At 37.1% G+C, this 5,438-nt stretch carries 3 protein-coding genes; 1 reads left to right on the forward strand and 2 read right to left on the reverse strand.

Annotated features, from left to right (window positions below):
• The first annotated feature begins 80 nt into the window (after positions 1 to 80).
• On the forward strand, positions 81 to 2,387 hold the full coding sequence (locus U0839_RS08340; protein ID WP_155564898.1) for a nitric-oxide reductase large subunit: 2,307 nt from the start codon (positions 81 to 83) through the stop codon (positions 2,385 to 2,387).
• A 68-nt stretch (positions 2,388 to 2,455) separates the two neighbouring features.
• Here the strand turns inward: U0839_RS08340 and U0839_RS08345 are convergent, their stop codons facing one another.
• Both U0839_RS08345 and U0839_RS08350 read right to left on the reverse strand, forming a co-directional pair.
• A complete protein-coding gene (locus U0839_RS08345) occupies positions 2,456 to 3,892 on the reverse strand; it encodes an NAD(P)/FAD-dependent oxidoreductase (protein WP_230882720.1) in 1,437 nt (478 codons plus the stop codon).
• Between the two features lie 16 nt (positions 3,893 to 3,908).
• Positions 3,909 to 5,285 (reverse strand): APC family permease, encoded by a 1,377-nt coding sequence (locus U0839_RS08350; RefSeq protein WP_155564897.1) that lies wholly within the window; start codon positions 5,283 to 5,285, stop codon positions 3,909 to 3,911.
• Positions 5,286 to 5,438 lie beyond the last annotated feature (153 nt).

Genomic DNA, 5,438 nt, shown 5'->3' on the forward strand with positions numbered 1-5,438 from the left:
TGAAATAAATCTTTTGCTTAAATATTAAGAATCCTTTTATTTCAAATAAATATATTTAAAAATACTGAATCGATAAGTCTATGAAAAGTAATTATCAAGATGGTGTTATCAGTACTCTAACATCAGAAATACTTACAAAGCTTAACAGGAACCCTGTTAACAGAAAATTGAAATGGCTACTTTTAATTTCAGCCTTTCTATGTTTTTTATTTATGGGATGGGCAACATTATTCACCTATCAGCAAAGCCCACCTATTCCAGTTCAATTCATTTCATCACAAGATCAGGTTTTATTCACAGACAAAGATATTTTTCTTGGAAAACAGGGTTTTCAAAAAGCCGATCTGATTGATTACGGTGGATTATACGGTATGGGATCCATGTTTGGACCCGATTATACTGCCAAAACTCTCGTGGATCTTGCCAAAGCAACTCGAGAATATCTAGCCCGAGAAAAATTTCATCAGTCTTTTCATTTATTAACTTCAGATCAACAATTCCTTATTCAAAGGAAAATGCAAATAATGTTACATAACGTTGATCTTACACAGAAATCTTTACGTTTTCCTACTGCGTTTAGTCAGGCAATCGTCGATGTCAGAAAAAATTTATCTCAAGAATTAGTACAGGATAATTTCAAGGCCGGTTACTCGCGGGCTCATGCATTAAATCAGGCGGATGCCAAAAGCACTTCTGAATTTATTATCTATACCGCCCTCACATCCGTAGGCCATCGCCCCAACAGCACCATATCCTGGACACAAAATTGGCCTTATGAACCCATTGCAGGAAACCAACCTACCAGCCAAACCTTTACCTGGACATGGGCTGGGTTCTGTTTTGCCTTTGCAGGCTTTGGTGCCGTGATCATGATCAATCGTATCTGGCTATCTGGTGAAGATAGGGAGGCGATGGACCAGGTTATCGACGGATTTAAGAATCTGACCCCAAGCCAGAAAAAAATCGGTAAATATTTTTTATTTGTTGCCGCTATTTTCCTCGTCCAGCTTCTAATGGGTGGATTAATGGCCCATTACTATTCTGAACGGACAAGTTTTTACGGATTTGAAATAGGAAAATATTTACCTTTTAATTTTCTACGAAGTATTCATTTGCAAACCCCGATTGTATGGATTGCATTTTCCTGGATTGGTTCAGCTCTGTTTTTAGGGCCAATTATCAGTGGAAAGGAAGCAAAATATCAGAATATACTTGTTGATCTTTTATTTTATGCATCAGTGATTGTTATTGCGGGTATTGTCATTGGCAACTATCTGGGCATCATGGGTTACCTGCCTCATTTATGGTTTTGGTTCGGCAACCAGGGCAATTCCTATCTGGAATTAGGCAGAGGTTGGCAATATGCTTTTTTTGCCGCTCTTTTGTTTTGGAGTTATTTAGTATTCCGCTCCTTCTGGCCCGATAAACGTCACTGGCAAAGAGCCTTTAAATCATTCCGTATTGGAAATATACGTCTTGAACATTTATTCTGGTTATCGACTCTAAATATTGCCATTTTATACGTATTTGGCATGATACCCATGTTTGAAATAGGCAAGTCCTATACCATGGACGACTTCTGGAGATGGTGGGTCGTTCATCTTTGGGTTGAGGAATCATTTGAATTCTTCACGGCATGTGTTACCGCCTATCTTTTGATGGGGATAGGATTGATTTCCCGTTGTTTTGCTGAGCGGACAGTTTATTTTGAACTTATCCTGATCTTTATTGGTGGGGTCATTGGCACAGGGCACCATATGTATTGGGCCGGTGAACCATCCATTTGGATCCCCATGGGAAGCATGTTCTCATTTATCGAGGTTTTACCCCTAATTCTATTGGTTATCGAATCTATTGACGAATATAAAATCATTACAGCCCATCAGACTTTCCAGTATAAATTGGGATATATGTATATTATTGCTGCTGCAGTATGGAATTTTATCGGTGCGGGTGTCTTTGGTGGGGGTGTATTGAATGCACCACTTGTTAATTATTATGAACATGGGACGTTTTTAACCTTGAATCATGCCCACACCTCTCTTTTTGGAGCCTTTGGTCTTTTGGGACTGGGAATGATTTATTTCTGTTTAAGATATATTGCTAGTGACAAATATCCATTTATAGAAAAATGGGGATATATTGCCTTATTCCTCTATAATATCACACTTGTCCTATGGACTACATTAACCTTTTTCCCTGTCGGCTGGCCCCAACTCAACGCTGTTTACGAACACGGATTAACTTACGCCAGAAGCTTAAGCTTTTATGATACCAAAACATTTTGGCAATGGTTACGTATAATCGGGGATATTTTCTTTTCTATAGGCGCTTTAATTATGTGCTGGGATTTTATCGTGAAACTCAAACCTATTTTTAAAAAATAATATTTCTATTTCTTTTATAAAAAGCTCGTCAAAATTCAATAAATAAATAATAATGACGAGCAATTTTATCAGAAAGAAATCATTTTACCGGGTGTAATTTTATTTCCAAGTCCCAACAGCGACTTGGCTAAAGGAATTGCAACAGGTGCAAGTTGTCTCCCCATTAAAATTGAACGGTGCTCGATAGAGGCCAGCATTTCAAAATCATCATTTAATTTTAGGAAATCATCTCGTATCGCTTTGCCTATACGGACCGTTTGGGCAATCCCATGACCACTCCATCCGTGAACCGCATAAATAGGCGCTTTTTCTCCTAATTTACGACAATCTACCGCCCCATTTAGGGTTAAATCAGTTGTTCCACTCCACGCTAATTCTAAATGAATATCATCACGTTGAGGAAAAATAGTCTTAATTCGTGACATTAAATAATCAACAACTTTATCAGAATTCCATCGCATTCCTGTTCCTTGCCCTCCAAATAAGATACGCTCTTTACGGACCGGGCGATAATAATCTATTTGTAGCTGCGTATCATAAACAGCCATTTGTGTCGGAAGTAATGTTTTACTCCCCCCCTCAACCGGATTGGTAACACCAACATAAGTATAAAAAGGAATGGTTGAATTAACATCTGATAATAATTGAAAGGTCGTTTGGTGAACGGCTAATACCACGCCTTTTTTTGCAAGAATTTTACCCTGTGCCGTTTCAATAGATACCCCTTCTGATACAGTTTCTATTTTTAGAACTTCACTATCCTCATAAACATGCCCACCATTTTTAACAAATCCATAAATCAAACCACGCGTTAAACCTAAAGAATGAATTTGCCCTCCAATCTTATCCAAAGCACCACCATAATAAAGTTCTGAATTGATATGATCACGAATTTCATAAGGCCCTAAAATGCGAACACTATCGTCACCTAAATATCGACGTGCATCTGCCCCAACCGTCAAAGCATTGATATGACCAGGATGAATCGCCGCGGTTAAATGCCCACGACGCATATCCAAATCCAAGGCATAACGTTCTGTTATTTCTTGAATAAGATCAAACGATTCAATGGATGTAAATTTCCACAAACGACAAGCTTCGTCATAATCGAAATTCTCAATAATAGATTCTGCTTCCCATCGTGCCAATCCAGGCGTCAATTGTCCGCCATTTCTTCCCGAAGCAGCTGACCCCACCTTATTTTTTTCAAGAAGGATTGTTTCAACACCAGATTCTGACAAATGTAAAGCCGTAGAAGCCCCAAGCAATCCGCCACCAATTACTACCACATCACATTCACAATCATGTTCTAAGGCTGGAAATGTTTTCCATGGGGATAAAGTCGCCTCATAATAATTGGCGGGTCTAGCTAATACATCCTCATCTTGTACTTGTCGCGAATCAACCCAATTCCATTCTTCCTGTTTAGGACTTTCATCCGTTTTTCTAAAGATAACATCTTCTGTTAAAATAGGTTTTTCAAGTTTTTGTTCTGTATTCATCATTTTCATCCGACCACACTTATAATGTTGATTTAGCTACATGAATATCTGTTCCAGACGTTAACGACAAATCATGCCTTTTAAATAAAGGCCGTTTACGAACTTTACAGTATAAAATATAGGTTATTCCTAAAGCGGTCCAAAAGCCTCCCAATAAAAGTGCGTCTTCTTTTAAATTAGACCACATCACAATTACTGAGAACATTCCCAAAGAAGGGCAGATAATATTTTTTAAAATTTGTTTAAGCGTTGAAAACTCTTTTTTATAACATACAAACCATATAAACACAGAAATGTTAACCGCACTAAAAGCGACCATCGCACCAAAACTAATTAATGAGACGGCTGTATCTAACCGAAAGAAAATAGCATTTAAAGAAAGAATTCCCACCAACAGCACACAAACGATAGGAGAGCGATAGTGAGGATGAATATATTGCAATTTTTTTCCTGGAATAACCCCATCAATACCCATAATATAAATTAAGCGTGCTGCACTGGCATGCGATGCCAGAGCCGAAGCGAAAGTATTAATCAAGATAGCTAATAAAAAGATCGATTGGAACAATTTTCCCCCCACGTACAAAACAATTTCAGGCATTGCCTCAATAGGATCTTTGAAAAGGCTATTATTCGGATAGTAAAGCTGGATAAACCATGCCGATACAAAAAAGATAATACCACCCGTTAAAACCGTAGCAATAATCGCCCGCGGTATATTTTTTCTGGCATCAAAAGTTTCATTTGCAAGCGTGGTTACAGCATCAAATCCCAAAAAAGAAAAACATAAAATAGCAGCACCACTTACCAAGGGAATGAAAGAATTATCCCCATTCAATAAAGGTTTTAACGTCATTACATGCGATACATCATATTTAAAGACCAAAGCATGGATAACCAAATAGATGAAATAAACCATCAAAATTAGAGGAATACCAACGAACAAGGCATTAAGATTGGCAAGAAATTTAATATTTCGACAATTAATAAACGTAACTAATGCCGTATAAAGAATGATTAACATCCACGCGGGAATACCAGGGAATAAAGCTTTGAGATAAATTCCTGAAAGTAAACTATTAATCATTGGCAATAAAAGATAATCAAGCAGGGTTCCCCACCCGACAATAAAACCACTAATTTTACCGCAAACTTGATTGGTATAACTATAAGCAGAGCCTGATTTAGGAAAAATAACAGCGAGTCGACTGTAACTAAAAGCAGTCAACATGATGGCACCCAATGCCAATAAATAAGCCATAGGAACACGACCATTCGTTACACCTGATACGATACCAAATGTGTCAAAAACAGTCATGGGAGTCATGTAAGCTATCCCGATGATAATAACTCGCCAAAGAGATAACTGAGCTTGGTGCGGTGCTAACTCATTCATATGCCTGCCTTTATTATCTAAATAAATTTTACAAACAATTTTAAGAATATTATTTATAAAATTTATAGTAACAAAACATTTTTATTAAGAAACTATTTTTTTTATTAAGAAAATATTTTTTTTTATTAAGAAAATATTTTTTACAAATTAATA

The sequence above is a fragment of the Commensalibacter sp. A3DC genome, from assembly GCF_047307945.1.
Taxonomy (GTDB): domain Bacteria; phylum Pseudomonadota; class Alphaproteobacteria; order Acetobacterales; family Acetobacteraceae; genus Commensalibacter; species Commensalibacter melissae.